The organism is Mediterranea massiliensis (assembly GCF_900128475.1).
Taxonomy (GTDB): domain Bacteria; phylum Bacteroidota; class Bacteroidia; order Bacteroidales; family Bacteroidaceae; genus Bacteroides; species Bacteroides massiliensis_E.
Window position 1 is genome coordinate 738588 of the sequence record NZ_LT635839.1, and the last position, 24831, is coordinate 763418.

The following is a 24831-nucleotide window of genomic DNA, read 5'->3' on the forward strand; positions in this document are numbered from 1 at the left end:
CGTTAAATAAGTACATAAAATTAGTTAGACGATACCGAATATGCTGAAAGTTCAGATAATCAACCGTTCGAAGCATCCGCTTCCAGCCTATGCCACTCCTTTGTCGGCGGGCATGGACTTGCGTGCCAACTTGTCCGAACCCTTGACACTTGCCCCTATGCAGCGCTGTCTGGTACCCACCGGACTGTACATTGCCTTGCCTCCCGGATTCGAGGCACAGGTGCGTCCCCGCAGTGGTTTGGCCTTGAAGAAAGGAGTGACGGTACTCAACTCTCCAGGTACAATCGATGCTGATTACCGCGGGGAAATCTGCATTATTCTGATTAACTTGTCTGACGAACCGTTTGTCATCGAAGACGGCGAACGCATTGCCCAGATGGTAGTTGCCCGACACGAACAGGCAGCCTGGGAAGAGGTGGAGGTGCTGGATGAAACTCGGCGCGGTACCGGTGGCTTCGGACATACCGGTGTATGAAGTCTGTGAATGGAAAAACGAATGAAGCGAGTGATGAAACATAAACTGAATAGATGGCTGGGAGTACTGCTCTCGGTGTGCCTGCTGGTTTCGTGCGGGATGGTTCGTAAAGGAAACGGAGCGGGAATGTCGGCAGATGCCGCAATGGCTATTCCTGCCGATACCTTGGCGCCGGCTCTCCAGCGCAAGTACGATTATTTCTTCCTGGAAGCTGTGCGGATGAAGACTTTGCAGAAGTATGATGCAGCTTTCGACTTGCTGCAATATTGCCTGCGTATCCGCCCCAATGCTCCTTCGGCCTTGTTCGAATTGTCCCAGTACTACATGGCTCTGAAGCAGGAAAAGCAGGCGGTAGCTTCGTTGGAAAAGGCTGTGCACTATGCTCCTGACAATTATTGGTATGCGCAGGGACTGGTAAACTTATATCAGCAGCAGAAAGAAACGGATAAGGCTGTCAACTTGTTGGAGGATATGGCGGTACGCTTCCCCGACAAGCTGGATCCTGTATACAATCTGCTGGACATCTATAATCGCCAGCAGAAGTACGATCGGGTACTGGCACTTCTGAACCGGCTCGAAGAAAAGCTGGGCAAGAGCGAACAGATCAGTATGGAGAAGTTCCGTATCTATTTGCAGCAGGAAGACCGTAAGAACGCCTTCCGTGAAATGGAAAGCCTGGTGGCCGAGTATCCAAACGAACTCCGTTATCAGGTAGTACTTGGCGATGTCTATCTGGAAAATGGTAAGACAGAGGAGGCCCATGCGCTCTATCAGAAGGTGTTGGCCGAAGAACCTGATAATGCGATGGCACTCTATTCCATGGCTTCCTATTACGAGGAGACTGGGCAGAAGGAACTCTACGACCAGCAGCTGGACACCATCCTCCTGAACAAGAAAGTGGAACCGGTGACCAAACTGAACGTAATGCGCAGGTTGATTGTGCAGAACGAACAGGCTGGTAAAGACAGCACACGTATCATCACTTTGTTCGACCGCATCATGGAGCAGGATACCGATGATGCCAACATGCCGATGCTTTATGCCCAATACCTTCTTTCCAAGGGGATGAACAAGCAGTCGGTGCCGGTGCTCAACAAGGTACTCGACATCGATCCGACCAATACGGCTGCCCGCATGACACTGTTGGGTGAAGCGGTGCGGGGAGAAGATTATAAGGAAATCATCCGGTTGTGCGAGGCGGGCGTAGAGTCCAATCCGGACATGCTGGAGTTCTATTTCTATCTGGCAATTGCCTATAATCAGGCTGAACGTACGGACGATGTACTCGAAATATCCCGCAAGGCATTGACGCATGTCACCAAGAACAGTCCGAAGGAGGTAGTGTCAGACTTCTATGCCATCATCGGTGATGCCTGGCACATGAAGAAGCGGAACGAGGAGGCCTATGCCGCCTATGATTCGGCTTTGGTCTACAATCCGAACAACATTGGCGCGCTGAACAATTATGCCTATTATCTTTCCTTGGAACGAAAGAATTTGGATAAGGCAGAGGAAATGAGTTACAAGACGGTAAAAGCTGAACCGCAGAACGCCACCTATTTGGATACCTATGCTTGGATCTTGTTTGAGAAAGGCAATTATGCCCAGGCCCGTCTGTATATCGACCAGGCCATGAAGAGCGACGAAGAAAAAAGTGCGGAAGTGGTGGAGCATTGCGGTGACATCTATTACATGGCGGGTGAAGTGGAGGATGCCGTGAAGTACTGGCAGCAGGCGCTCGACATGGGCAGTGATTCGAAAACCTTGAAACAGAAGATAAAGTTGCGGAAGTACATCCGTGAACCGGAACAAAAGACTGAATGATGATGAAAACTATAAAGATATTCTGTTGTCGGCCATTGGTCCGTTTGATGTGGCTCATGGCTTTGTTAATAGGTCTGGCAGGTTGTAAGACCTCTCGTCAGGCAGAGGGAACCAAGGGAGAAACCGGTTTCCTTTCGTCCAAGGTCGTTCTGACGGTACCTTCCAAGGATGCCGTACTGACGGTCAACGGCACGATGAAGCTGAAGGCGGGTGAACGTATGCAGCTCTCCTTCCTCATGCCTATTTTGCGCTCGGAGGTAGCTCGTATTGATGTTACTCCTGAGGAAGTGATTCTGGTGGATCGCATGGGCAAGCGTTATGTACAAGCTTCCCGCCAGGAGCTGAAAGGTATACTTCCCAAGAAGGCCACTTTCCAGCACTTGGAAAAATTATTGTATGCAGCTTCACGTCCGGGCGGAAAGAATACGTTGACTGGTAGCGAACTGGGCATTCCTTCGCTGGAAAAGGGGAAGATTGAGCTTACGGACTTTTCTACGAAGCCCTTCAATTTGACGCCGACGCAGCTTTCTTCACGTTACCAGCGGGTAGAATTGTACGAAATCCTTGAATTGCTGATGAGCCTATGAAGCGGTTCTTGTGTGTGTTGGCGGGTTGCCTCTGTCTGCTGTTGCCGTTGATGGCTCAGTCTAACAAGCTGATAAAGGAGCTGGAAAGCAGACGTGGTGCCTTGCAGAAGCAGATTGCTGAGTCGGAAAGCCTTTTGAAGTCAACGCAAAAAAATGTCGGCAGCCAGTTGAAAGGCCTGGCGGCATTGACGGGGCAGATTGAAGAGCGTAAACGCTATATTCTGTCCATCAATCACGATGTGGAGCTCATCAATCAGGAACTGACTTCCCTGCAACGCCAGCTCAATCGATTGCAACAGGAACTGAAGGACAAGAAGGGGAAATATGCCGCTTCGGTCAATTACCTTTACCGCAACCACACGATTCAGGACAAGTTGTTGTTCATCTTTTCAGCTTCTACTCTGGAACAGACCTATCGGCGTCTGCGTTACGTGCGCGAATACGCTTCCTACCAGCGTATGCAAGGGGAAGAAATCCTGAAGAAACAGACACAGATCAGCAACAAGCGGGCTGAGCTGACACAGGCACGCAAGGCCAAGGAAGATTTGTTGAAGGAACGAGAGGATGAAAAGACCCGTCTGGAACAACAGGAAAAGGAACAGAAGGCGCTGGTGAACAACTTGCGCAAGAAACAGCGTAGCCTGCAGAGTGAGATCAGCAAGAAACGGAAAGAGGCCAATCAACTGAATGCCCGTATCGACCGCCTGATTGCTGAAGAGATAGAGAAGGCTCGCAAACGGGCCGAAGAGGAAGCCCGGCGGGAGGCGGCAGCCCGCAAGAAGGCCGGAGGCAAGAGCGAAGCAGCGTCATCAGACCGTCCGAAGGCTGCACCGTTGGAAACGTATACGATGAACAAGGCCGACCGACAGCTGTCTGGTACTTTTGCCAATAACCGGGGAAAGCTTCCTGTACCCGTTACTGGTCCTTATATCATTACCAGTCATTACGGCGAATATACCGTACCCGGACTGCGGGGTGTGAAGCTCGACAACAAGGGTATCGACATACAGGCCAAGCCGGGTGCGCAGGCCCGGGCTGTCTTCAATGGTAAGGTGGCTGCCGTGTTCCAGCTGAACGGCCTGTTCAATATCCTGGTACGTCACGGTGCCTATATCTCCGTTTATTGCAACCTGTCTTCGGCTTCGGTCAAGGCTGATGATGTCGTAAAGACAGGGCAGACACTGGGATCTATCTTCTCCGACGGGGCAGACGGCGGGCGCACGGTGCTTCACTTCCAGCTGCGCAGGGAAAAGGAGAAGCTCAACCCTGAACCGTGGCTCAACCGGTGACGTTACAGCTCTGCTCCGTCCAGCAATTCCAGATACAGTCCGATGGCCTCTTCAATTTCCTTGACGAAGATGAATTCGTCTGCCGTGTGCGAGCGGGCACTCTTGCCGGGCCCCATCTTCATGGAGGGGAAGGGCATCAGGGCCTGGTCGGAGAGGGTGGGTGAGCCGAAAGGAGTACGGCCCATGGCAACGGCACGCTGTACCAACGGATGCTCGGGAGATACGTGCGACGAGCTCAGACGGAACGAACGGGCCTGCGGCTGGCAATGGATGTTTTTCTTGATTTCTTCAAACAGTTCTTCATTGGTATAGCACTCGTTGCTGCGGATATCAACCACGAATGTGCAGCGGTCGGGGATGACGTTGTGTTGCGTGCCGGCATTGATCATCGTCACGCTCATCTTCACGGGCCCCAGCAGAGGAGATACCTTTGGGAATTGATAGTCGCGAAACCAGGCGATGTCGTCCAACACTTTGTAGATGGCATTGTCGCCCTCGTTGCGGGCGGCATGGCCCGATCGCCCAGTCGCGGTAACGTCCAGTACCATTAGTCCCTTTTCGGCGATGGCGGGCTGCATCTCCGTCGGTTCACCCACAAGGGCGAAGGCGATGGGTGGCAGTTGGGGCAGGACGCTTTCGATACCTTCCTTTCCCGATACTTCTTCTTCGCACGAGGCCAGGTAGAGGAGGTTGTAATGTTGGGCGGTGCGGCACAGCGTGAGGAAGGCCTGCAGCAGGCTTACTACGCTGGCACCTGCGTCGTTGCTGCCCAGCCCGTAGAGCTTGCCGTTCGGTTCGAGCTGGGGCGTATAGGGATCCTTGCGCCAACCTTGTACGGGCTTTACGGTATCGATGTGCGAATTGAGCAGCAGGGTGGGACGCTTCAGGTCGAATCCGGGAGCGAGACACCATACATTATTACCTTTACGGCCGGTCTGCATGCCTTGCAGTTCGATGTATTGTTGCAGGCAGTCGGCTGCCTTTTCCTCGTCGCGGCTGACGGAGGGAATGCTGATCAGCGCTTTGAGCAGGCCGACAGCTTCAGCGGTCAGAGCGGGAATATCGTATTTCATGTCTTTCATTTTGTCTTTAGTCTGTTTCCGGTTGCAAACATACGGATAAATTCGGAACATTCTTCCGATTCCCTTGTTATTTCTTAGTGGGGCATTTTCACGGAACAATACGAAGAAAATGTTACAATTATTTGCTTTTTATGAATTAGTTTCAAATAAAACTAATAACTTTGCAACATATTAACCAAATCGCACAATCATGGTTTATCATCATTTATCTGTATTGGTTCACCGCCAGGCAGAGAAGTATGGAGAAAAAGTGGCCCTGAAATACAGGGACTATGGAACGCAACAATGGATTCCGATTACGTGGAACCGGTTTTCGCAGAACGTGCGTCAGGCTGCCAATGCGATGGTGGCGTTGGGCATTGCGGAGCAGGAAAACGTAGGCATTTTCTCACAGAACAAACCGGAATGCCTGTTTGTCGATTTTGCGGCGTTTGCCAATCGGGCGGTCACAATTCCCCTGTATGCCACCAGTTCGCCTGCCCAGGCCCAATATATTATCAATGATGCCCAGATTCGTTTCCTGTTTGTGGGAGAACAGTTTCAGTACGATGCGGCTTTCCGAGTGTTCGGGCTTTGCCAGTCGTTGCAACAGCTGATTATTTTCGACCGCAGCGTGGTGCGCGATCCCCGTGACATGACGTCCGTCTATTTCGATGAGTTCATGAAGCTGGGCGAGGGTTTGCCCTTCAACGAAGTGGTGGAGGCCCGCTCGGCACAGGCATCCCCTGACGATTTGGCCAACATCCTTTATACATCTGGTACGACGGGTGAACCCAAGGGAGTAATGCTCCATCATTCCAATTATCTGGAGGCTTTCCGTACCCATCAGATTCGGTTGCCCTTTATATCAGACCGTGACGTGTCATTGTGTTTCCTGCCGCTGACGCATGTGTTTGAACGGGGCTGGACGTATGTTTGCATTCAGCGTGGTGTGCAGATTTGCATCAACTTGCATCCGCAGGATGTACAGATGGCCATTAAGGAGGTGCGTCCGACGATGATGTGCAGTGTTCCTCGTTTTTGGGAGAAAGTCTATCAGGGCGTGCAGGAGCGCATTGCCCAGGAGTCGGGGATGCGGAAAGCCATGATTCTCGATGCCATCAAGGTGGGCCGGGAACACAACCTGCAATACGTGCGTCAGGGGAAGAATCCTCCCTTGATGTTGCATCTCAAGTATAAATTCTACGAAAAGACGGTCTATGCCTTGCTGAAGAAGACCATCGGTATTGAGAATGGCACGTTCTTTCCTACTGCTGGAGCAGCTGTGTCGGATGAAGTGTGTGAGTTTGTCCACTCGGTGGGCATCAACATGGTAGTGGGTTACGGACTGACAGAGTCTACCGCTACGGTTTCCTGCTTCCCGTCTGTGAATTATGTCATCGGCTCGGTGGGCGAAGTGATGCCCGACCTGGAGGTGAAGATCGGTGAAAATAACGAAATACTGCTCCGTGGCAAGACCATTACCAAGGGTTACTACAAGAAACCGGTATCGACGGCTGCTGCCATAGACAAGGACGGATGGTTCCATACGGGTGATGCCGGACGGCTGGAGGGACGTACCTTGTATCTGACCGAACGTATCAAGGACCTGTTCAAGACCTCGAACGGGAAATACATCTCTCCGCAGGCTTTGGAGACGCGTATGATTGTAGACCGCTACATCGACCAGATAGCTGTCATTGCCGACCAGCGGAAGTTTGTTTCGGCGCTCATTGTACCGGCTTATGACTTGGTGGAAAAGTATGCCCGCGAACAAGGCATTGTCTGCAAGGACCGTGCCGAGTTGCTGCAGCATCCTGCCATCGTGGCGTTCTACCGCGACCGCATTGATACCCTGCAACAGTCGTTTGCTCATTACGAGCAGATTAAGCGCTTCACGTTGCTGCCCGAACCTTTCAGTATGGAGCGTGGCGAGCTGACCAATACACTGAAACTGAAGCGGGCAGTCGTTGCCCAGAACTATAAGGAGGTTATCGATCGGATGTACGAAGAGTGAACATATGTTGATAGTTTGATTGGGTTATTGGATTTCTGAATAATATTTCATTCCTTTGTAACCCAATTAAAACTATGAACGCCATGAAGAGAGCTTTTCCTCTTTTATCCATATTCTTTCTGATGGCTGTGCTGTGCGGCTGCAACTCCGATGTCTTCATTGACTCGTGCGCCCCCGCGACAGACAACATGCAAGTGCCCGCCGATGGCTCGGCCTCCACCCTCCGCTTCGGCAGCGACAATTGGTACGTACGCGGCCTCTTTCTGGAAAAGAAAGATCAGTATGAAGAAATCCAGGGAGATATCTATGCCCCCGACGGCACCCAGCTCTATTTCGACGTCCCCTTCCACTTCAGTGACCTCGGGCTGGCGAAATACGTGGTCAGCTATCCGCAGTTTTCGCTCACACTGGAGCGTACAGGAGGAAAGAAACTGCGAATCTCGGACGCCGAAAACATCGGGCTGGAGTCGTGCCGGCTCTCCCTCGGTGTGGGCAACGAGTACGAATACCGCGAAGTGGAGCTGCTTCTCGAACCCTCACCCCGCTACCGGCTGGACAGTATCGTCTATTCGTTGGATTCCTGGTACTTGGAGCAAGACAGTGCGAGAACAGATCGGATGGTGATTTCTCCCACCAATCTTACGGACAATCCCTGGAAATATCCGCTTCATCCTTATGACAGTTTCCGGCAAAGTTTCACCTTCAGAGGTGGCGACGAGTGGCACCCCGGCATCGACCCGTCACTGTTCCAGATGTTCGGTACCGAGATGCCTGTCGTCCCCGTGCCCCGCCTGGACAAATACAATAGTCCTGCTTTGCTGGGCGACGAACTTCCGCTCTCGGGTGAAAACTATGAATTTCCCTTGTCCGACGAACTGTTGGCCGTGACAGATACCGTTGTCGTACCGCCCGGCAAGGCGGTAGAGTGCACCGTGAAGTGCTGGTTCCGTTATACCAGCGTTCCCTATAAGATTTATGCCAGTTGCCCGCAGACGGACCGCCGCCGCGTGCTGGAAGGCCGGGCCGACCTTTACACTCCGCAAAGCTATTCGCTGACAACTGCCGTACGCGATGTGAACATCAATAAATAATCTATTGACTCTTTCCATGAAGAAGACTATTCTTGCTCTCCTGACAGCTCTCTGCCTGCCGTTTGCCGGCGGCGTCGTTCGGGCCCAGTCTTTACAGCAATCGTCGGATACACTCCGCCACCGTCCGTTGCACAGCATTGGCTTTGACTTGCGCCCCAGCTATGTATTTCCCACCAGCAGTTTTTTTAGAGGTAACAATGCGGTGGGCGAACCCATCAACACGGCTCTTTCGGCTCATCTGAAATATGCCTTCCGCTTTTCGCCCGACTCCCGTTTGGGACGCTTGTATCCTTATGCCTATCAGGGCATCGGTGTGGCCTACAACACCTTCTTCAATTCGTCGGAAGTCGGGACACCTGTTGCGGTCTATGCTTTTCAGGGTTCGCGTATCGCAAAGCTGGCTCCGGGGCTGACGCTGGATTATGAGTGGAACTTCGGAGCCTCGTTTGGCTGGAAGCAGTATAATCCCGAAACCAATTATTATAATGATGTGGTGGGTTCGCGCATCAACGCCTACATCAATGCCGGCTTCTTCCTGAACTGGCAGGTGGCTCCGCAATGGAACTTGACGGCGGGTGTCGATCTGACCCACTACTCGAACGGTAATACAAACTATCCTAATTCGGGTGTCAATACGGTGGGAGCGCGCATCGGGCTGGTACGTACTTTCGGAGACAGTGCGGCGGAACCTGCGACGGCTTCTGTCGGAAGGGAAGAAGAGGCTTCGTCTGTGGCCGACCGCATCAGCTATGACGTGGTGCTCTATGGTTCTACCCGTCGCCGGGGACTTTTTCTGGACAACGGTGCCGAGCTGATTCCCGGATCGTTTGCCGTAGTCGGTCTGAACTTCAATCCCATGTATCGGGTCAACAAGTATTTCCGTGCCGGTGCGTCGCTCGACGCGCAATACGACGAGAGTGCCAATCTGAAGGCACATCATGTGGAGGGAACCAGCGGAGGCGACCTGAAATTCTATCGCCCGCCTTTCCGCGAGCAGTTTGCCGTAGGTCTGTCGCTCCGTGCTGAACTGAATATGCCCATCTTCTCGGTAAACGTAGGTTTCGGCCGGAACCTCATCCAGCAGGGCGAGGATACCCGCGGTTTCTATCAGGTCTTGGCGCTCAAGACCTTTGTCACGCCCCGCCTCTTCCTCCACGTGGGCTACCAGCTGCATGACTTCAAGGACCCCAACAACCTGATGCTGGGCTTGGGCTGGCGGTTCGGGAAACGTTAATTAGCGGTTAGTGGTGAGTGATTAGTGGTAAGTGGTTGGCATAAAAAAGCGGTTAGTCGTCAGTATCACCACTAACCACTAACCGCTCACCGTTAACCGTTCAGTTTTAGTATCCGAAGATATCTTCAGTCGTCAGTTCGATAACCGGACCGATCTTCTTCAGTGCCTCCATGTCGAGTTCTTTCTTGTTACCCAGGATGCCGTAGCTGTACGTGCGTCCCTTGATCCATTTCTGCTGGAAGTTGATGACATCCTTCAGCGTCATGCCCTGCACGTCGTTGAAGAGCTTGATGCGGCTGTCCACTGTCTCACCCAAATCCTGTGCATTGATGTAGTTCCAGATGACGCTCATCTTCGTGATGCGGTCGGTGCGCAGGCGGGCTATCATACCCTCCTTGGCCAGTTTGAAGGCCGTTTCAGACTGCGGCATGTTGTTGATGATGTCGTTGAACGTGTTGATGGCGTCGAGCATTTTGTCGTTCTGCGACGAAATCTGCGAGATGAAGTAGTAGTCCTCGTCGGCATAGCCCGGCTTGTTCAGTCCGGCCCAGGCCGAGTAGGCCAGTCCGCGGCTCTCACGCATCTCCTGGAAGACGATGGAGTTCATGCCTCCGCCGAAGTATTCGTTGTAGAGCTGGCGGGCAGGCTCGATGGCTGCGTCAAACTTCTCGCCACGGTTGGAAATCTGTGACATATAGATGTTCTTGGCCTCGTAGGGAGCCAGGTAAATCTTTGTTTCAGGAGTAGCCTGTTGCTTGAAGTCCTCGCCGGCAGGCACGTCCTTCAGCGTGGCGGGCGTGCGGTGCTCCTTGTCGAGCAGGGCCACAAGTTCCTTGTCGCTGCTTGGGCCGTAGTACAGGATGCGGTGCTTGTAGCTGTTCAGGCTGTGGATGCGGTCCACCAGTTCCTGCGGATTCATGTTCTTCAGTTCGGCTTCGCTCAGCAAGTTCGTTGCGGGGTTCTTCGGGCCATAGTTCACGTAGCTGATGAGGCGGCCGAAGTTGGTACCCTGGCTCAGCTTGGCGTCCTTGCGTGCCTTCAGCAGGTCGTTGGCCAGGTTGGTATAGGCTTCGGCGTTCACCTGTGCATCGGCCAGCAGCTTCTCGAACAGCGCCATGGCAGCAGGCAGATTCTCGTTGAGGCCGGAGAGGGTGACATACGTGCGTCGGCTGCCCGGCGATACGTAGAACGAGCAGGCCATGCGGTAGAACTCGCTCTTCACCTGTTCGGGCGTCATGTCCGAGGTACCCAGGTATTCCAGATACTGGGCGGCGGTACCCAGCGCCTTGTCTTGGTTGTTACCCATATCGAAGAGGTAAATCAACTGGAAGAGGTCGTTGGAGGTGTTCTGCTTGTAGAGTACGGGCACGCCTTTGCCGGTAGTCAGCTGGCTCAGGTCCTTGCTGTAGTCCAGGAAGACAGGCTCGATGGGCGTCACGTTCTTGGCCTCGGCCTGCAGTTCCTTCAGGAAGGCGCTGGCTGTGTCGCGGTTCATCACGATCGGAGTGATTTCGGGCTTGGCAATCTTCATCTCGTTGGGGTCCTTGCCCTGACGCTTGTAGATGATGGCGTAGTTGTCGTCCTTCAGGTACTTGTTGGCAAAGTCCACTACGTCCTGCTTCGTCAGCTTGGCCATGCGGTCCAGGGCAGTCACTTCGTCGGCCCAGTTGCTGCCGTTGATGAACGACTGCACGAACCAGTCGGCACGGGCGCTGTTGCTTTCCAGCTGGTACAGCTGGTAGAGTTTGAAGTTGTTGATGTTGGCTTCCAGCAGACTTTCGTCGAAGTCGCCGTCACGCAGTTTCTTCAGTTCGCCCAGCAGCAGGTCCTTCACCTCGTCCAGCGTCTGCCCGGCTTTGGGGCGTCCGGCCATCATGAAGGCGCTGTAGTCGCTCATGGCCATCGGGTAGCAGTAGGCGCTCAGTGTTTTTTGCTGCTGCGTCAGGTCGAGGTCGATGAGGCCGGCCTGTCCGTTGTACAGTATCTGCGATACAATTTGCAGCGTTTCCAGTTCCTTGCTGGCTGCGCCGGGGAAGCGCCAGGCCAGGGTCACGTTCTCGGCCTCGGGACCCAGTACCTCACGTACCACGGGAGCCGTGATGTCGGTTTCTTTGGGCAGGTTGAGTTTCGGCAGGTTGGGGTTGGGCTGCATGTCGCCGAAATATTTGTCGATGGTGGCAATCATCTGGTCGGGGTCAAAATCACCACTGAGGCAGATGGCCATGTTGTTGGGCACATACCACGTCTTGAAGTAGTTCTTGATGTTGGTGATGGAGGGGTTCTTCAGGTCTTCCTGTGTGCCTAGCACGGTCTGCGTGCCGTAGGGATGGTGGGGGAAGAGGGCGGCCAGCGTCTGTTCGTACACCTTGCGGGCATCGCGGGTCAGCGACATGTTCTTCTCCTCGTACACCGTCTCCAGTTCAGTATGGAAGCCGCGGATGACGCAGTTCTTGAATCTCTCGGCCTGAATCTTGGCCCAGTTTTCCACTTCGTTGCTGGGGATATCCTCGGTGTAGCAGGTTACGTCGAAGCTGGTGTAGGCGTTGGTACCGTTGGCGCCGATGGCTGCCATCAGCTTGTCATATTCATTGGGAATGGCATATTTCGAGGCTTCGTACGACAGGCTGTCGATGGTGTGGTAGATGGCCTTGCGTTCGGCTTCGTCGGTAGTCTTGCGATAGACCTCGAAAGTCTGTTCGATCTGGTCGAGCAAGGGCTTTTCAGCTTCGTAGTTCATGGTGCCGAAGTGGTTGGTGCCCTTGAACATCAGGTGTTCGAAGTAGTGGGCCAAACCGGTGGTTTCGGCGGGGTCGTTCTTGCCGCCCACACGTACGGCAATGTAAGTCTGGATGCGAGGTTCGTCCTTGTTGACGGTCATGTACACTTTCAGGCCGTTGTCCAGCGTGTAGATACGCGCCTGGAGCGGGTCGTTGGGAACTGTCTCGTAGCTGTACTTCGATTGCGTACAGCTACTCAGGCCCAAGGCTGCCAAGCAGAGCAGCGGCAGGCCGATTTTCTTGAGTAATGCGTTCATAAATAGACTTATTAGATTGATAACTGCAAAGTTATTCGTTTTTTTCATACCTTTGCACTCCGAAACAAAGTATTTTTATTATGATAACCGCTGAACAACTGAAAGATATCAAAGACCGTACCGAGGCGCTGAACCGCTACCTGGACATTGATGGCAAGAAAATCCAGGTGGAGGAAGAACAGCTCCGCACGCAGGCACCCGGCTTCTGGGACGACCAGAAGGCTGCCGAAGCACAGATGAAGAAAGTGAAGGGACTCCAGCAGTGGATTTCCGGCTACAACGAAGTGAAGACTCTTTCGGACGAACTGCAGCTGGCGTTCGATTTTCATAAGGACGACCTGGTGACCGAAGAGGAAGTGGACGAGGCTTATGCCAAGGCTGCCGAAGCCGTCGAAGCCCTGGAGCTGAAGAACATGCTGCGCGAGGAAGCCGACCAGATGGACTGTGTGCTCAAAATCAACTCCGGAGCCGGTGGCACGGAGAGCCAGGACTGGGCCAGCATGCTGATGCGTATGTATCTGCGCTATGCCGAGACCCACGGCTACAAGGCTACCATCGCCAACCTGCAGGAAGGCGACGAGGCAGGCATCAAGACCTGTACCATCGAAATCAGCGGCGACTATGCCTACGGCTACCTGAAGGGCGAGAACGGTGTGCACCGCCTGGTGCGCGTGTCGCCCTATAACGCCCAGGGCAAGCGTATGACGTCGTTTGCCTCCGTGTTCGTCACTCCGCTGGTGGACGATACCATCGAGGTGAACATCGAGCCGGCCCGCATCTCCTGGGATACCTTCCGAAGCGGCGGCGCGGGTGGCCAGAACGTGAACAAGGTGGAGTCCGGCGTCCGTCTGCGCTACCAGTACAAGGACCCCTACACGGGCGAGGAAGAAGAAATCCTGATTGAGAACACCGAGACGCGCGACCAGCCCAAGAACCGCGAGAATGCCCTCCGCCTCCTCCGCTCCATGCTCTACGACAAGGAAATGAAGCACCGCATGGCCGAGCAGGCCAAGATTGAGGCGGGCAAGAAGAAGATTGAGTGGGGCTCGCAGATCCGCAGCTACGTCTTCGACGACCGTCGCGTGAAGGACCATCGCACCAACTACCAGACCAGCGACGTGAACGGCGTGATGGACGGCAAGATAGACGGTTTCGTCAAGGCTTACCTGATGGAGTTCGCAGGAGCGGGCGAGGCGTAAGGTGAGCGATAGCTTTTATACTTATTATATATATGATGGAGGAAGTGACTGAATAAGGAGGTCACTTCCTCTTTTTATAAATAAAAATTATCGCTTCTTCCTGTAATCCTCAAAAGGGAATTTTTGATGCGTTGAAAGGCCTCTATAGGGAAGGTTTGAAACTTCGGGACCTTATGTTTGAAACATTCCCCCTTTATGTTTCAAACATAGGTACCTTAGGGTTTAAACCCATTTATTTCAAGGAGGAGAGATCGAAACCGAATTTACTTTTGCTTTGTCAATAAAATATACTATCTAGCAGATGAAGCTGTTTGTTTCTGAAACTCTTCCCTCGGCTTGCGTCAAGGCTGCCGGATGGTTTATTTTCCGCGGAAAGTCACGAACATACCGTCGAGCAGGCACGAGAAAAGGTCGAGCTTGATGTAGACGTGATCCATGTAGAGCGTGCCTCCTCCCGGGTAGCTCAGCGCGATGGAGTTTTGCAGGCTGTTGGCCCAGCGCCAGTAGAAGGTGTAGTATTCCTCCCACACCTCGCCATAATAATTGTATAGCAGCGATTCTTCGCCCTGCCCGCCGGTATAGAAAATGATTTGATGGTTGACCAGCGTACCGTCGTCCAGCGAATAGTTGGCCTCCCAAGTGTGGTCGCACAGCTCCCACGTGGTGGCTCCGCCTCCTTCGGGATAGTCGCTTTCGCCGATGGAGCAGCCGCTCCCGGCAACCAGCAGGGCGAGGAGGCAGAGGAGGAGGGGCAGGTATCGTTTACGTTCTTTCATGTCGTTCAGGTTATTCGGATTCAAAATTACAAAATAGAGCTAAATATTCCAGCGGTTCGGTATAATTCTCGACTTATGTTGAAAATTTGGGCAAGCCGCCCATCAGAATTTAATCGTCGGCAGCGGAAGCTGTGCCCGCAGGCAGCAGGTGCGTACGATTCTTTTCATGTTTCTTTCGGTTATAACAAGATATGAGACGATTTCAATCTGGTCAGTTTCTTGTCATCCATGTTTGCATGAATACGTTCGAGCAACGCTTCTCTGTCTTCAAACTGGTGGTATAAGTCGGCTTTCCACTCTTCCTTAGACCTCAGGAACAGTGCGGAGAAGCGGTCCGGATTCCAATGCCTGGCTTCCTTTTCTATCTCTTGCCTTACTTCTGCAAGCAAGCGGGCGTCGTTCAAAAAAGTGGCCAACGCCAGTTTGAATGCAAAGATGCGGTGCCAGTTCATGGGATTGTGTTTGATTGCAAACGTAGAGGAGGCTTCCTGGATGCACCGGCACAGGTCGCCCGACAGAATGTTTTCTTTCAAAAGCACTCCGAATTGTTCTTTGGCACACTTGGCCGCTGTTGGAAACAGATATTCGTGCAATGAAGCCTTGATGAAGAACTGTATGCCTTTCTTGTCATAAAGTTCCCATGAGAAAACAGGTATTCTCATTCTGCTTTTGTCCTGTTCCCATAGTGGCAGGCATTCCAAAACAACCCGATAGGTGTCAGACATGACTTTCTCCAGCCTGAGCCCTATCAGAACAAAATCGGCCTTCATGTACAAGGTGGAAGGCGTGTACTTGGATAAGGTGGGGAACAGCCCTTGCCAGTCATTAAGTATCTGTTTCATTTCCATCATATATTTGTTTGACTAAGCGGATACGGGTTAAGTGCGGCAAATATAGTTTTTTTTCTTTCATGTTTTCAACAGGTGACTCCGGATTGTTTTTATAAAAAAGTAGGCTGATAGATACGGATATTTGTCGATGCGCAAACTGAAATTGTAAAAACAAGAATGATGAGTGCTTGAAAAAATATCCCGTTTCGCTTGCATTCTTCCCGAATTCTCCCTTACTTTGTTAAAACGTTGAACTTAAATGATACAGTATTATGGGAAAGAAAGAAAAGAAAGTGATGCACACGCGCAAGGAAGAACAGCAGGGCAAGAAAGTGATAATCGGTCTGGGCGTAGCAGCGGTCATCATAGCCATCCTGATGTTTGTCGCTTTTGCATATTTGGCATAAATGGGACAGGAAATCGAACGGAAATTCCTGGTCCGGGGAGAATATAAGTCGCAGGCCTATGCCAGCAGCCGCATTGTGCAGGGCTACATCTGCAGTGCGCGGGGGCGGACGGTGCGTGTCAGGATCCGTGACACGAAAGGGTATCTCACCATCAAGGGAGCTTCGGATGCCGCAGGTATGAGCCGCTACGAGTGGGAGAGGGAAATCCCCCTTGCCGAGGCGGAGGAACTGATGAAGCTCTGCGAACCGGGCGTGATAGACAAGACGCGCTACCTGGTGCGCAGCGGCAGGCACGTGTTCGAAGTGGACGAGTTCTATGGCGACAACCAGGGACTGGTGGTGGCCGAGGTGGAGCTTGCTTCGGAAACGGAACCTTTCGAAAAACCGGCCTTCATCGGCCGGGAAGTGACGGGCGACGTGCGTTACTACAATTCGCAACTGATGAAGCATCCGTATGCGGAGTGGAAGACGCAGGCGGACGGCAATTCGTAAGACAACATAAGGACCCAACGGGAGGAAGGGTATGGAACAGATTTATCAATACCTGCCGGAAGAGCTGGTTACCTTTGTACTGGTAACCTTGTTCTCTTTGCTCATCGGGCTTTCACAGCGGCGAATCAGCTTGAAGCGCGAAGGGGAGACTACGCTCTTCGGTACCGACCGCACGTTTACCTTCATCGGCATTTTGGGCTATCTGCTCTATATCCTCGACCCGGAGGAGTACCGGCTGTTCATGGGAGGCGGCTTTGTGCTCGGCGCACTGTTGGCGCTGAACTACTACGTGAAGCAGACACGCTACCATGTCTTCGGCGTGACGACCATCGTCATAGCCCTCATCGCCTACTGCCTGGCTCCGATTGTGGTGACCCAGCCTTCGTGGTTCTACGTGATGGTCGTGGTGACGGTCCTGCTTTTCACCGAGCTGAAGCATACCTTCACCGAGCTGGCGCAGCGCATGAAGAACGACGAGATGACGACGCTTGCCAAGTTCCTGGCCATCAGCGGCATCATCCTGCCCATGCTGCCCAAGTCCGATCTGATTCCCGGCATCCATCTGACGCCGTATGCCATCTGGCTGGCCACCGTCGTCGTGTCGGGTATCTCCTACCTCTCTTATCTGTTGCGCCGCTACGTGTTCCATCAGTCGGGCATTCTGGTGTCCGGCATCGTCGGCGGGCTCTACAGCAGTACGGCTACCATCTCCGTGCTGGCACGCAAGAGCCGCACGGCCACGCCCGAAGAGGCGCCCGAGTATGTGGCTGCCATGCTGATGGCGGTCAGCATGATGTTCCTGCGTTTTCTGATACTGATCGGCATCTTCAGCCGGGAGACGCTGGCTGTCATCTATCCCTATCTGCTGGCCATGTCGCTGGTGTCGGCCGGCGTGGCCTGGTTCCTGCACAAGAAGCGGCCTGCGGCCGTGGCGGGTGAGGTCGAGGAAGACGACAGCAGCAACCCGCTGGAGTTCAAGGTCGCGTTGATATTTGCCGTGCTTTTCGTGGTGTTTACCGTTGTCACCCACTATACGCTGGTCTATGCCGGTACCGGAGGCTTGAACCTGTTGTCCTTCATCTCCGGCTTCAGCGACATTACACCTTTCATCCTGAACCTGCTTCAGGGCACAGGCGGGGTGGCTACGCTGGTCATTACGGCCTGCAGTCTGCAGGCCATCATCAGCAACATTGCCGTGAACCTGTGCTACGGGCTGTTCTTTGCAGGGCGTCAGAGCGCCTTGCGCCCTTGGATGCTGCGTGGGTTCGGTGGTGTAATCGGCGTCAATCTGGTGCTGCTGCTTCTTTTCTATCTGCTTTGAGGATGCGGGCCTGCTCTCCGCCATTTCCTTTACTTCTTCCTTACTAACCTTTTTTAACTCCGAGATGGTCGTAGGTACAAGAAAAGCAACTATTTTTGTGTCCGCATGTGATTTTAGGGTACATGCGGCGTCTGATACGATGTAAACAAGAATAGTCAACTAAAAAAGGAAAAACAAATGAAATTGAAAACACTCGTGCTGCTGTGGATACTGCTGGTGTCCGGGCTGGCAGCGGCACAAAATTCAGCTGTATCCACTTTCCAGCTGAAAGGCATCCTGCTCGATTCGCTGACGCAGGAAGGAGAACCGTATGCCACCATCCGCGTGGCGCGTAAGTCGGCCCCCGGCAAACCGGTCAAGATGCTGGTTTCGGGTCTGGACGGACGCTTCAAGGAGAACGTGAAGGGAACCGGAAACTTTGTACTGACCATCACGTCGGTGGGCCGTAATCCCATTGTGAAGAATTTCTCGGTCAAGGCCGGGCAGAAGCTGGTGGACTTCGGTACGCTGTATGTCACCGATGCGTCCAACGAACTGGGACAGGTGGAAATTGTGGCACAGAAACCGCTGGTGAAGGCCGACATCGACAAGATAGAATATAATGTGAAGGACGACCCCGACTCGGAGACCAACACCCTGCTCGAAATGCTCCGCAAGGTGCCGATGGTGACCGTGGACGGCGAAGACAACATCAAGGTGAACGGCAGCAGCTCGTTCAAGGTCTATGTGAACGGAAAGCCCAACAACATGATGAGCAACAACCCGACGGAGGTGCTGAAGAGCATGCCCGCCAATACCATCAAGCACATCGAGGTCATCACCAATCCGGGTCCGAAGTATGATGCCGAAGGTGTGGGCGGCATCCTGAACATCGTGACCGAAGGCGGCGGCTTCGAAGGCTACACCGTGACGGTGAGCGGCAACGTGAGCAACCGCGGTGCGGGAGGCGGTGTCTTCGGCACGGTGCAGAAAGGCAAGTTCACCGTGAGCGCCCGTTACAATTACAATTACAACGACAGTCCGCGCAGCTACTCGGGCGGCACGCAGCGGGCTACGGACCCCCATTCGGAGGTGGCCAATCTGGACTATGAAGGCAGCAGCAAGGGCGACGGGTCCTTCCAGTCGGGCAGCATGGAGGCCAGCTATGAAATCGATTCGCTGAACCTGATTTCCGCTTCGTTCGGCCTGTGGGGCGGCGGAAACTCGAGCAACGGCGGCAGCAACTATGTGGGCAATTCGCCGTTGGACAACCATCTGCTCTATCAGTACGGCATCGGCAGTCACAGCAAGTCGTCCTGGTACTCCATCGACGGCGGCATCGACTACCAGCGCCTTTCGCCTACCATAAAGGGGCGTATGTTCACCCTGTCCTATAAGGTGAATACCCGGCCTCAGACGTCGGACTCCTACTCGGAATACGACATCGCCTACGGCCACGACGACTGGACCGACTACCTGCGCCGCTTGCAGGACCAGCACAACGACGGCAGCCAGAATACGACCGAGCACACCTTCCAGGCCGACTATACGACGCCCATCGGCGAGATGCACACCATCGAGTCGGGCGTGAAGTACATCCTGCGCAACAATTCTTCGGACAACGACCGCTATCTGCGGACCTCGGCCGACAATGCGGACTATGTGTTCGACAATGAATACAGCACACACTACCGCCACCAGAACGACATCATCGCCGCCTACCTGGGCTACGGCCTGAAGTGGAAAAAGCTGTCCGGCCGTCTGGGCGTGCGCTACGAGCATACCATCGAGGACGTGAAGTATCTGCTGGGCCGCGGCGACGACTTCCGCAAGAACTACGACGACGTGGTGCCCTCCGCTTCGTTGGGCTGGAAGCTGACCGACCTGTCCAACCTCCGCGTGGGCTATAACATGCGCATCTACCGCCCCGGCATCTGGTATCTGAATCCTTATCTGGACGACAGCAATCCGTCCAGCATCAGCCAGGGCAATCCGGAGCTGGACAGCGAGCACAGCCATGCGTTTGACTTGAGCTACAGCAACTTCACACCCAAGTTCAACATCAACCTGTCTGCCCGCTATTCGTTTACGAACAACAGCATCCAGTCCGTCACCAGCCTCGTGTCCGAGGATGACATCCCCGACCTTTCCGAGGATAAGAAGACGGGCAAGGACGTGCTCTATACCACCTATCAGAACATCGGCAAGAGCCGTAACCTCAACCTGAGCGCCTACGTCAACTGGAATGCCACGAAGGACACCCGTATCTATGCCAACCTGTTCGGCGGCTACACCAGCCTGAAGGGAGCCGAGGGGCTGGAGAACGACGGCTGGAACCTCTTTGCCTTTGGTGGCGCACAGCAGACCTTCAAGCACGACTGGCGCCTGAGCGTGAACGTCTTCGGCCAGACGCCCTGGATCATGCTGCAGGGAAAGGGTAGCAGTTTCTTCAGCTACAGTGTGAACTTGAACAAGTCGTTCCTGAACCGCCGGTTGTCGCTGTCGGCCTTTGCCAGCAACTTCTTCCAGAAATACAATAAGTTTGAGTCGCACATCGAGGGGCAGGGATTCCTGCAGGACAGCTGGAACAAGTATCCGCAGATGCGTTTCGGCTTCAGCGTGAGCTACCGCATCGGTGAGCTGAAGGCCAGTGTGAAGAAGGCCGCGCGTACCATTACGAACGATGACGTGAAGTCGGGCGGCAGCAGTACCGGTGCCGGGGGTGGTGCAGGAGGCGAATGATGCCGTCGGAACACGGTGCTTCGTGAGGGTGTGACACGGTGCTTCCTGACCCCCTCACGAAGCACTGCATGACACCCTGACGAAGCACTTCGTCGGACCTTCATGAAGCACTTCGTCAGGAGGGCACAAAGCGGTGCGGGCACATACCCCGCCGCTTTTCTGCACAGTTTGCGGAAAATCGGGGTACCATCAGAACAGAAGCGAGGGGCGCATCCTGTCGGGATGCGCCCCTCGCTTCGTTGTGTGCGAATATATGAAAGATTATCGAACCTTCAAAGAAGATTTCTTCAAGTTGGTAGAGTTTGCGGAGTGGTACAAAGATTATACAGGATGATTCTCTGATAGCCTTTTGTGTATGCTAAATAATACTTTTGGAAGAGTTTCATGTACTTTGTTAATCTTGACGTGTGTGTAGACGTAGGGTAAAAATCGGCTTTCTGTTGTATTTCTGGCTTAGAAATGCTCTATATAGGAAGAGGGGAAGACAAGTGCTGTAATAACAAATTATGAAATCTATTAAACTTGCTTTTTGCTCATATTCGGCTCATTTTCAGTTGTAAAGACCGTAACCCCGCTCTCCCAAATAGGGGATTGGGGTAGGTATATTAACAGCCGAACGGTTTTATCTCTAAATACCAGCTGTTTTGTAACAGATAAATTAACAACTTACTACTCTTTACATTCTTACTTATTACACTATTATTTATATAAAAAAGTTTATGAAAAGCACAAAGAAAAGAATGTATCGTGAACTCAATGAGGAAACAAAACAGAAGATTAGCCAAGCCTTAAGAGGTAGGCGTAAATCCGCGGCACATATACAGGCTATTTCAAAGGCAATGAAAAAGTACTGGGAAAGTATTCCTAAAAAAACAGAGGATGAAATTAAAGAAGAGGGACTATAAAATCCCCCTCTTTTTTCATCTTTTTATTATCAAAAGGGGAAATGTACTCTGTAGGCTACATTTCTATAAGAATAAAAGATAAAATCTATTTTTAATGACTTTACAAAATGAAAAACACTTTCTAACTTTCGATAGAATTAAAATTAAATGTGACCATAAATATCTTCTTGATACCAAAGTTCGATTTAATGAGACATATAATCCACGAAATGGAAATAGAATTGGCATATATTATAGTTCTAAAAACGACACAAATATACCTTACAATTTATATATTGCTGTCAATTATGCAAAACAGACCTTAACAATTGAATTTTCAAGTAAGATTCTCATAGATAAATATATTCATTTAATCTCTAAAACTTCAATAAGAGAATGCTTAAACAACATCAATCAATTAAACATTTGTAGTATCGATGTTGACAACATTCTATTGAATGGGGTCATTACGTCATTAGATGTCACAAGAGATATTAACCTTACCTTAAATGATGACATTCTGAATGCTTTCAACAGACAAGTAAACAATTACAGGAGATATAAATGGATACATTATAATAAAGAAGGTATTACATTTAGCAAAAATGTAAAATCTAAAGACTGCACAGAAACAATGATAGTGTATGATAAAGAAAAAGAAATTTGCGCTAGCCATAACAAAGATTTTCTTAGTTACGTATCCCAACCACAATCGCTTGTGAATTACTTTATAGGAAAAACTAGGTTTGAGGTCACACTGGATACTCCCCAAAAGATAATGAGTTATCTAAATTTAACAGACACAAAAGTATACAGTGTCTTAAATGCTAAAGCTAATCCTATTCTTTATCAGTATGACAAAATTTTCAGCAGTACAAAACTTGTATCGGAAACTTCAAAATTTAACAATTACGAGGACTGGAGCATGAAAGTGTTGATTGAAGCATATAACGGGGACTTAAAACGTTTAGAGCAAGAAATCAGAGACAAATATCCATCACGTAGTGGTGCTCTAAAACGCATGAAAAAAATCGAGGCAATATACTACACAATGGCATCAGCCTCAACAAGCGAAAATCTTATTGAAACGGTACGTAGTCTGTTATTTTGATGAGGCTTGCGTATCAACAAAAGAAGTGTATCAAATTAATCTTTAATAGACTAGTTGATACACTCCTTTTTTGTATTAGTATAATCTAAATAATTAATCTACTCGCCTATATGTCTCGCGCAGCTCTACTTCCACAGGGTTATAGTCATCATCGATATCAAAGGCATCTTGTATAATAACAAGCCTATCATCTGTAAGTTCAATTGTTGCCTCTACTGGAATAGGAAAAATATCAGATATTATGGTCAAAGTTTTACCTGATAATTTCCACTTTCCACCCCCTATCTCACTAACACCACATGGTCTGTGGTCATAATACTTACCATCGGAAGCAAACTCGATATATCCTTCATAATCACACTCTTCATAATCATCTGCCATGCTAGCAGGAGAGACTGAGACCAGTTGCCACTTTCCAATAATTGACATATCATCAGACGATACGTCATCGTCAGAACAAGAAACAATCACAAGAGATGCAAACAGCATCATCCATAATCCTAAAAAAGTCTTTTTCATGATACATTAAAATTTATAAGCAACACCGATTCCAAAAACCGCTTGATTGAAATCTGCAATCAGTTGATATTTAACCTCAAATCCAATACTAAGATTAGACGTTAAACCATATTCGATACCAGCACCCAAATTTACACCAAATTTTCCACTTTTAGAACTTTCATCCGTAATATCTTCCATATAATCACCCCAATCATTTCCAAAATCCTCAAAATCGCCCAAATCAATATCATAGCCTGCCATTTTCCAGTTTGTATATGTTAATCCTACGAGGGGATAAACATTTAACTTGTCGGATAAATGGAAAAGATAATGAGCATTAAGATTAATATCCCACATGCTTAACCCATCCTTTTTAAAGAAATAATCGAAAGAAGCTTCAGTACGAATAGCGTCAGTTATACCATATCGAAATTTAGCTCCAAGCCCAACATTACTAACCTCGGTCCCATAACCCAAGTTAATCCCAATAGCCTTTTCTCCTTTTTGAGCAAAAGCACTTACAATCCCAAGAGCGATAAAGCTCACAATCAATAATAACTTTTTCATTTTTTTAATAGTTTAATTAGATATAATCGACGGTTGTCATATATGATAACCACGGAGCAAAGGTAAGCTGTTTTCTTTGTTATCACAAATGATAACTTAAAAAATATGAATGAGCAGCAACTTTTTATTAAGATTGGGGATAAAATTAGAGAAAAAAGGCTCGAAAAAGGAATAAGTCAACAAGATTTAGCCGCAAAATGCAACTTTGAGAAGGCCAATATGTCTAGAATTGAGGCAGGACGCACCAATCTGACGATAAAAACCGCATTTAAAATAAGTTGTGCTTTAGGTATTAAACTAAAAGATTTGGTAGACGTGGAATAATCACTCTACACCTTTGGGCATCGTTACCAAAACACCTTTTCTTATAGTACAATTGCTGTTTTGATATGGTTTATCCTCCTTCACTCCATAATTTCGTAATGTACCCAATGCAACACCTAATTCATTTGCCGTGAATTTGGTATAAATAGCAGAAAACGAACCAAAATAAAAGTGTCGCCCACCATATTCTACATGAATTATCGTCCTTTCTTTCTTATTGCTCATATTACAGATTATTGTCTCACAAAGTAATGACAAATATTTAATATAAGCCATATCTCTAGCTTTCTTTAACCACAAAAATGATGTATATTAAACATACATCATTAACTTTGTATCATAAACTGATAAGAGAAATGGAAAAAGTAGTAATATTCGCACGGGTATCAAGCGACAATGGAACGCAAGATTATGAACGCCAAATAAACGACTTACAAACATTGTCAAAAGCAAAACACTGGTTAGTTGAAGCCATTTTTGCGGAGAAAATTTCGGGTGCAAAAAAGAACATTGAACGCACAGAATTGATGAACATGATAAAATACATCAAATCACACAACATCAATAAGGTTTTAGTTACTGAACTATCAAGATTAGGGCGTGATACCTTGCAAGTGTTACAAACCATCGAAATTTTAAACCAATATAAAGTTTCTGTTTACATCCAAAACTACGGCATTGAAACATTGACCACAAAAGGGGATATAAATCCCACGAGCCAATTATTAATTACTATACTGGCAGAAGTGGCGCGAATGGAGAGGAAAACTATCCGCGAACGTATTGCCAGTGGTTATCAAAATTTCAGAAATAATGGTGGAAAGGTGGGGCGAAAACAAGGATATAGGAAATCAGATGAGACCATGAAAGATGAATATGCTGAGGAGATTCGGCTCTTGAAAAAAGGATATTCGCTGCGAAATGTGGCAAAACTCACCCACACGAGCGTTAACACTTTACGCAAATTATATGATAAATTTTGTTAATACGTGGTTCTGGGTCGCAAAAATGGCACAGATTTTAGTTAAATATATTCAAAATATTAATTGAGATAAAAATATAAATCAATTAAGATTTCACAATGCT

At 50.3% G+C, this 24831-nt stretch carries 23 protein-coding genes; 16 read left to right on the plus strand and 7 right to left on the minus strand.

Annotated elements, in window-relative coordinates:
• Positions 1–43 precede the first annotated feature (43 nt).
• From dut to BQ7483_RS16585, 4 genes are read left to right on the plus strand one after another with little or no spacing between them, the layout of a single operon-like run.
• On the plus strand, positions 44–475 hold the full coding sequence (gene dut / locus BQ7483_RS16570) for a dUTP diphosphatase (RefSeq protein ID WP_072546785.1): 432 nt from the start codon (positions 44–46) through the stop codon (positions 473–475).
• 33 nt (positions 476–508) lie between these two features.
• Positions 509–2299 carry a tetratricopeptide repeat protein gene (locus tag BQ7483_RS16575; protein WP_072546643.1) on the plus strand — a complete coding sequence of 597 codons (1791 nt, stop codon included), beginning with the start codon at positions 509–511 and terminating at the stop codon, positions 2297–2299.
• Positions 2300–2346: 47 nt separating this feature from the next.
• Positions 2347–2886, plus strand: coding sequence for a DUF4292 domain-containing protein (locus BQ7483_RS16580; RefSeq protein ID WP_407657234.1), 540 nt, complete (start codon positions 2347–2349; stop codon positions 2884–2886).
• Positions 2883–4175 carry a murein hydrolase activator EnvC family protein gene (locus tag BQ7483_RS16585; protein WP_072546644.1) on the plus strand — a complete coding sequence of 431 codons (1293 nt, stop codon included), beginning with the start codon at positions 2883–2885 and terminating at the stop codon, positions 4173–4175. The genes BQ7483_RS16580 and BQ7483_RS16585 overlap by 4 nt, the downstream gene beginning before the upstream one ends.
• A gap of 2 nt (positions 4176–4177) precedes the next feature.
• Here the strand turns inward: BQ7483_RS16585 and BQ7483_RS16590 are convergent, their stop codons facing one another.
• On the minus strand, positions 4178–5248 hold the full coding sequence (locus BQ7483_RS16590) for a M20 family metallo-hydrolase (protein ID WP_072546787.1): 1071 nt from the start codon (positions 5246–5248) through the stop codon (positions 4178–4180).
• A 199-nt stretch (positions 5249–5447) separates the two neighbouring features.
• Here BQ7483_RS16590 and BQ7483_RS16595 point away from each other — a divergent pair, with 199 nt between their 5' ends.
• The 3 genes from BQ7483_RS16595 (at position 5448) to BQ7483_RS16605 (ending at position 9578) form a co-directional block, all read left to right on the plus strand.
• Positions 5448–7253 (plus strand): AMP-dependent synthetase/ligase, encoded by a 1806-nt coding sequence (locus BQ7483_RS16595; RefSeq protein WP_072546645.1) that lies wholly within the window; start codon positions 5448–5450, stop codon positions 7251–7253.
• Between the two features lie 83 nt (positions 7254–7336).
• A complete protein-coding gene (locus BQ7483_RS16600; protein WP_139247682.1) occupies positions 7337–8344 on the plus strand; it encodes a hypothetical protein in 1008 nt (335 codons plus the stop codon).
• A 16-nt stretch (positions 8345–8360) separates the two neighbouring features.
• On the plus strand, positions 8361–9578 hold the full coding sequence (locus BQ7483_RS16605; protein WP_072546647.1) for an acyloxyacyl hydrolase: 1218 nt from the start codon (positions 8361–8363) through the stop codon (positions 9576–9578).
• A gap of 106 nt (positions 9579–9684) precedes the next feature.
• On the opposite strand, the gene BQ7483_RS16610 is transcribed toward BQ7483_RS16605, so the two are convergent.
• Positions 9685–12612 (minus strand): M16 family metallopeptidase, encoded by a 2928-nt coding sequence (locus BQ7483_RS16610; protein WP_072546648.1) that lies wholly within the window; start codon positions 12610–12612, stop codon positions 9685–9687.
• A gap of 80 nt (positions 12613–12692) precedes the next feature.
• On the opposite strand from BQ7483_RS16610, the gene prfB reads away from it, so the two are divergent.
• Positions 12693–13811 carry a peptide chain release factor 2 gene (gene prfB, locus BQ7483_RS16615; RefSeq protein ID WP_022019617.1) on the plus strand — a complete coding sequence of 373 codons (1119 nt, stop codon included), beginning with the start codon at positions 12693–12695 and terminating at the stop codon, positions 13809–13811.
• Between the two features lie 359 nt (positions 13812–14170).
• On the opposite strand, the gene BQ7483_RS16620 is transcribed toward prfB, so the two are convergent.
• Complete coding sequence (locus tag BQ7483_RS16620; RefSeq protein ID WP_139247683.1) at positions 14171–14587, minus strand: hypothetical protein; 417 nt, start codon at positions 14585–14587, stop codon at positions 14171–14173.
• Positions 14588–14766: 179 nt separating this feature from the next.
• Positions 14767–15429 (minus strand): hypothetical protein, encoded by a 663-nt coding sequence (locus BQ7483_RS16625; protein ID WP_204246018.1) that lies wholly within the window; start codon positions 15427–15429, stop codon positions 14767–14769.
• Positions 15430–15689: 260 nt separating this feature from the next.
• Here BQ7483_RS16625 and BQ7483_RS18215 point away from each other — a divergent pair, with 260 nt between their 5' ends.
• The 6 genes from BQ7483_RS18215 (at position 15690) to BQ7483_RS16650 (ending at position 22353) form a co-directional block, all read left to right on the plus strand.
• On the plus strand, positions 15690–15824 hold the full coding sequence (locus tag BQ7483_RS18215; RefSeq protein ID WP_022019621.1) for a hypothetical protein: 135 nt from the start codon (positions 15690–15692) through the stop codon (positions 15822–15824).
• Positions 15825–16316, plus strand: coding sequence for a CYTH domain-containing protein (locus tag BQ7483_RS16630; RefSeq protein WP_072546651.1), 492 nt, complete (start codon positions 15825–15827; stop codon positions 16314–16316).
• Positions 16317–16347: 31 nt separating this feature from the next.
• Positions 16348–17637 (plus strand): MgtC/SapB family protein, encoded by a 1290-nt coding sequence (locus tag BQ7483_RS16635; protein WP_072546652.1) that lies wholly within the window; start codon positions 16348–16350, stop codon positions 17635–17637.
• Between the two features lie 177 nt (positions 17638–17814).
• Complete coding sequence (locus BQ7483_RS16640; protein WP_072546653.1) at positions 17815–20358, plus strand: TonB-dependent receptor domain-containing protein; 2544 nt, start codon at positions 17815–17817, stop codon at positions 20356–20358.
• Between the two features lie 719 nt (positions 20359–21077).
• On the plus strand, positions 21078–21263 hold the full coding sequence (locus BQ7483_RS16645) for a hypothetical protein (protein WP_072546654.1): 186 nt from the start codon (positions 21078–21080) through the stop codon (positions 21261–21263).
• A 94-nt stretch (positions 21264–21357) separates the two neighbouring features.
• On the plus strand, positions 21358–22353 hold the full coding sequence (locus BQ7483_RS16650; RefSeq protein WP_072546655.1) for a hypothetical protein: 996 nt from the start codon (positions 21358–21360) through the stop codon (positions 22351–22353).
• Between the two features lie 93 nt (positions 22354–22446).
• Here BQ7483_RS16650 and BQ7483_RS16655 read toward each other — a convergent pair whose 3' ends face one another.
• On the minus strand, positions 22447–22872 hold the full coding sequence (locus tag BQ7483_RS16655; RefSeq protein WP_083535774.1) for a lipocalin-like domain-containing protein: 426 nt from the start codon (positions 22870–22872) through the stop codon (positions 22447–22449).
• A gap of 6 nt (positions 22873–22878) precedes the next feature.
• A complete protein-coding gene (locus BQ7483_RS16660; protein WP_072546657.1) occupies positions 22879–23421 on the minus strand; it encodes an outer membrane beta-barrel protein in 543 nt (180 codons plus the stop codon).
• A 105-nt stretch (positions 23422–23526) separates the two neighbouring features.
• Between BQ7483_RS16660 and BQ7483_RS16665 the strand changes: the two genes are divergently transcribed.
• Positions 23527–23745, plus strand: a complete 219-nt coding sequence (locus tag BQ7483_RS16665; protein WP_072546658.1) for a helix-turn-helix domain-containing protein — start codon at positions 23527–23529, stop codon at positions 23743–23745.
• Here BQ7483_RS16665 and BQ7483_RS16670 read toward each other — a convergent pair whose 3' ends face one another.
• Positions 23746–23970, minus strand: coding sequence for a hypothetical protein (locus BQ7483_RS16670; protein ID WP_072546788.1), 225 nt, complete (start codon positions 23968–23970; stop codon positions 23746–23748).
• A gap of 131 nt (positions 23971–24101) precedes the next feature.
• On the opposite strand from BQ7483_RS16670, the gene BQ7483_RS16675 reads away from it, so the two are divergent.
• A complete protein-coding gene (locus BQ7483_RS16675; protein WP_072546789.1) occupies positions 24102–24731 on the plus strand; it encodes a recombinase family protein in 630 nt (209 codons plus the stop codon).
• The last annotated feature ends 100 nt before the right edge of the window (positions 24732–24831 follow it).

Bases quoted from the DNA above. Each gene is read 5' to 3' on its own strand.
- BQ7483_RS16575 (WP_072546643.1), top strand. From the start codon at position 509: ATGAAACATAAACTGAATAGATGGCTGGGAGTACTGCTCTCGGTGTGC.
- BQ7483_RS16580 (WP_407657234.1), top strand. From the start codon at position 2,347: ATGTGGCTCATGGCTTTGTTAATAGGTCTGGCAGGTTGTAAGACCTCT.
- BQ7483_RS16585 (WP_072546644.1), top strand. From the start codon at position 2,883: ATGAAGCGGTTCTTGTGTGTGTTGGCGGGTTGCCTCTGTCTGCTGTTG.
- BQ7483_RS16590 (WP_072546787.1), bottom strand. From the start codon at position 5,248: ATGAAATACGATATTCCCGCTCTGACCGCTGAAGCTGTCGGCCTGCTC.
- BQ7483_RS16595 (WP_072546645.1), top strand. From the start codon at position 5,448: ATGGTTTATCATCATTTATCTGTATTGGTTCACCGCCAGGCAGAGAAG.
- BQ7483_RS16600 (WP_139247682.1), top strand. From the start codon at position 7,337: ATGAAGAGAGCTTTTCCTCTTTTATCCATATTCTTTCTGATGGCTGTG.
- BQ7483_RS16605 (WP_072546647.1), top strand. From the start codon at position 8,361: ATGAAGAAGACTATTCTTGCTCTCCTGACAGCTCTCTGCCTGCCGTTT.
- BQ7483_RS16610 (WP_072546648.1), bottom strand. From the start codon at position 12,612: ATGAACGCATTACTCAAGAAAATCGGCCTGCCGCTGCTCTGCTTGGCA.
- prfB (WP_022019617.1), top strand. From the start codon at position 12,693: ATGATAACCGCTGAACAACTGAAAGATATCAAAGACCGTACCGAGGCG.
- BQ7483_RS16620 (WP_139247683.1), bottom strand. From the start codon at position 14,587: ATGAAAGAACGTAAACGATACCTGCCCCTCCTCCTCTGCCTCCTCGCC.
- BQ7483_RS16625 (WP_204246018.1), bottom strand. From the start codon at position 15,429: ATGAAACAGATACTTAATGACTGGCAAGGGCTGTTCCCCACCTTATCC.
- BQ7483_RS18215 (WP_022019621.1), top strand. From the start codon at position 15,690: ATGGGAAAGAAAGAAAAGAAAGTGATGCACACGCGCAAGGAAGAACAG.
- BQ7483_RS16630 (WP_072546651.1), top strand. From the start codon at position 15,825: ATGGGACAGGAAATCGAACGGAAATTCCTGGTCCGGGGAGAATATAAG.
- BQ7483_RS16635 (WP_072546652.1), top strand. From the start codon at position 16,348: ATGGAACAGATTTATCAATACCTGCCGGAAGAGCTGGTTACCTTTGTA.
- BQ7483_RS16640 (WP_072546653.1), top strand. From the start codon at position 17,815: ATGAAATTGAAAACACTCGTGCTGCTGTGGATACTGCTGGTGTCCGGG.
- BQ7483_RS16645 (WP_072546654.1), top strand. From the start codon at position 21,078: ATGAAAAGCACAAAGAAAAGAATGTATCGTGAACTCAATGAGGAAACA.
- BQ7483_RS16650 (WP_072546655.1), top strand. From the start codon at position 21,358: ATGACTTTACAAAATGAAAAACACTTTCTAACTTTCGATAGAATTAAA.
- BQ7483_RS16655 (WP_083535774.1), bottom strand. From the start codon at position 22,872: ATGAAAAAGACTTTTTTAGGATTATGGATGATGCTGTTTGCATCTCTT.
- BQ7483_RS16660 (WP_072546657.1), bottom strand. From the start codon at position 23,421: ATGAAAAAGTTATTATTGATTGTGAGCTTTATCGCTCTTGGGATTGTA.
- BQ7483_RS16665 (WP_072546658.1), top strand. From the start codon at position 23,527: ATGAATGAGCAGCAACTTTTTATTAAGATTGGGGATAAAATTAGAGAA.
- BQ7483_RS16670 (WP_072546788.1), bottom strand. From the start codon at position 23,970: ATGAGCAATAAGAAAGAAAGGACGATAATTCATGTAGAATATGGTGGG.
- BQ7483_RS16675 (WP_072546789.1), top strand. From the start codon at position 24,102: ATGGAAAAAGTAGTAATATTCGCACGGGTATCAAGCGACAATGGAACG.